Consider the following 2,649-nt stretch of genomic DNA (forward strand, 5'->3'; position numbering starts at 1 on the left):
GATGTCTCTTGTTGTATTATCCTTTGTCTAGTTAACAAGTATTTTACCACAATGAGACATCAACCTCTTTAAAATCATCGAGTTATTTGGGTTTTATTGTTTGTTTTGAATCCCGAAACTTGAGTTAATTATTGTACACATATTATCGGCGTAAACACGGATAGGAGAATCCACCTGTCGTATGTCAAATTATGTAAGCTTGCATTTGTACAACGAGTTTATTTATGTAAATATACAGATGTAATACGCGATATATTTGGCAAGTAAATTTGTTAAGGACAATCTATGAAAATAAATGTTTCCGGTCACCATGTTGATGTTACTGATAGCATCAAAGAGCACTTAGAAGAAAAATTCGCTAAAATAGCGACCCATTTCCCCACGCTTATCTCGCTTGATATCATCATTTCCAAAGAGCATGGTAAATTTGATGTTGAAATTCGCACCAATTATGAAGGCACCAGCATTGCAGCTAAAGGTAGCGATTCTGTCATGTACCCTGCGATCACCAGTGCTGCTAAAAAATTAGATTCCGGATTAAAGCACCGAAAAGGTCAATTAAAAGCAGATTTACATGAAAAACCTGAGTTGACTGAACTTGAAACTGCTGACGAAACAGAGCAAGAAATTAACTAAAAGCCCCCCTACTCGTTCCGTTAACTAGCCAAAAACGCAGCCCACGCTTAATACCGTTCACTTAAGGTGAACGGTATGCTTTTTTTTAACTGGATATCTGTTTTTAGAACACTTCAATTCTCGTGGATAGCTCCTCTCTCGCCTTACAGGTAAAAAAAATTGTTTAGCGCTTTTGGTTATGTCCATAACATACTTCGGAATATTTCCTGGTGAGCAAAATGGCAACATCGTTAACTGATAAATAATATGCATTGATGCTCCATGAAAGCTCAATTGGTTAGGGTGTATTCCATCAAGTGATTTCGCCATTAATATCATTTGATACCGTATTAAATTATAAGCTAATAATATCCCCCATAACTCTTGTTTTATTAATTCAGGCTGATTGCTACGTAAAGTAAATTGACTATCAAGCAGTGACTGTTTCATTTCTCTAAAGCCTAATTCAATTTCCCACCGATGTTCATATAAATCAACAATATCAGCGGCAGGAAACTGCATGGCATCTACCATAGAAGTTAATATCTGTCGGGGCTTTCCATTCACTTTTTTAGTCAGTAAGCGGGCTTCAATGTATTCAGGTAAATCAGCAAACTTCTTTCGTGCTTGAGGGCAAGCAGTTAAACGTACCACTTTATCTTGTCGCCCTAAGCTTCTGACTACTTCATATTGCGTATTCTTCTTTAACGGCATCAGCCAGTGTCGTGAAATGCCTGTCGAATGCCAGCGATTGAGTAATCCTAAAGAATAAAAACCACGGTCGAATAGAGTTAGGCTATTGTCTGGTGTATCTGAAATTAACTTTTCAGCTAAATGCATTTCATTTACATCGACACTATCAAATGCGCTTTGAGTTAATAGATGACTGGTTAGCTCCATTTGGCATACCATTCGGACTTGAGGATAGCTTGCTTTACTATGTTGGTTGCCTGTTCGTCCAAAGTACTCGTTATTTTCTTTTGAATCGGGTGTACGCCAAACAACGCCATCAACCCCTAAGAGTGAAAGGCCACACCACATTGGGTGATCTGATTTTTCATGCCACAATGATTGTGTTTGATTGCAGATAGATTCAATTGCTTGATGGCCCAGTTTCTTCCGTGCTTGTGTTACTGCACTTGGTGCAACATAAGGCTCGCCATTAGGAAGAATAATATCAAGTTGATTGACTAACTGACGCATCGAGTACTTACGAAAAAGTGCCATTCCCACAACAGCCCAGACCATTTGCTCCATTGGTAACTTACGCTTTCTAATGGTGGCGACACCAGCTTGGGAGAGTGCGTTAGAGACTAAATCTGGGTCTAATAGTTCATTGAGCGCGGTAAATTCAGTAAAATTATTAACTGATACTTGAGATAGGGCTGAAAAAAGTTGCATAAAAAATCCGATGTCTTGTGAACATCGGATTTTGATCTCATTCAGCTAAAAATCAATAGATTTTTCTTAACTGATCGGCATTAAGCCCACGCTGCGTTTTTTGTTTGGGTAAGAAGAAACAACGCTAAGACTATAAAATGAGTTTAATTAATTGTATTTATTGGGTTTTGTAAGGAACTGTGAGGTTTTGCATGCATGCTCCTATTTAATTTTTGAAGTTGTAATTAAATTACAATCACCTATAACGATACCATCACCTCAAAAACAGGCCTGTTTTACATATACAAAAATTGAAACTAGACAGATGCTGATCGTCTTTTTATTGTTACAAGTAATAATAAAACTAACCCGCCAAAACCAATACCACCTCCCGTGGATGTATTATCTTTTGGATCCATTGATCTTTCATCTTGTGGTGCATTGTAACGACAAGCGGAAGTTGAACTGTCTTTCTTTATTTCAGAAAAATCGAGATCATAAATAAGCAAAGATGGTTCACCACTTAAGAGGGTGTAAAAAGAATTGTGTAAACGTTCATTATCTATAACCTTATCAAAGGCCATTATAATGAGTAACACAATGAATAAAGAAAAACTGCAAGCACTCGCAAATGAGTTAGCCAAAGACCTTAAA

Annotated in this window: 3 protein-coding genes; 1 reads left to right on the forward strand and 2 read right to left on the reverse strand. The window is 37.3% G+C overall.

Going from position 1 to position 2,649, the window contains the following annotated elements:
• The first annotated feature begins 285 nt into the window (after positions 1-285).
• Positions 286-636 (forward strand): ribosome hibernation-promoting factor, HPF/YfiA family, encoded by a 351-nt coding sequence (gene hpf / locus KSO91_RS16890; protein WP_238744189.1) that lies wholly within the window; start codon positions 286-288, stop codon positions 634-636.
• Between the two features lie 57 nt (positions 637-693).
• Here hpf and KSO91_RS16895 read toward each other — a convergent pair whose 3' ends face one another.
• Complete coding sequence (locus tag KSO91_RS16895) at positions 694-2,016, reverse strand: IS4 family transposase (RefSeq protein ID WP_238744190.1); 1,323 nt, start codon at positions 2,014-2,016, stop codon at positions 694-696.
• A gap of 296 nt (positions 2,017-2,312) precedes the next feature.
• On the reverse strand, positions 2,313-2,649 hold a 337-nt coding region (locus KSO91_RS16900; protein WP_238744191.1), incomplete at its 5' end, for a hypothetical protein.

It is taken from the genome of Psychromonas antarctica, assembly GCF_022267535.1.
In the GTDB taxonomy this organism is placed as follows: Bacteria; Pseudomonadota; Gammaproteobacteria; order Enterobacterales; family Psychromonadaceae; genus Psychromonas; species Psychromonas antarctica.

Excerpts from the sequence above, each read along its gene's own strand:
- hpf (WP_238744189.1), top strand. The coding sequence starts at position 286 with ATGAAAATAAATGTTTCCGGTCACCATGTTGATGTTACTGATAGCATC.
- KSO91_RS16895 (WP_238744190.1), bottom strand. The coding sequence starts at position 2,016 with ATGCAACTTTTTTCAGCCCTATCTCAAGTATCAGTTAATAATTTTACT.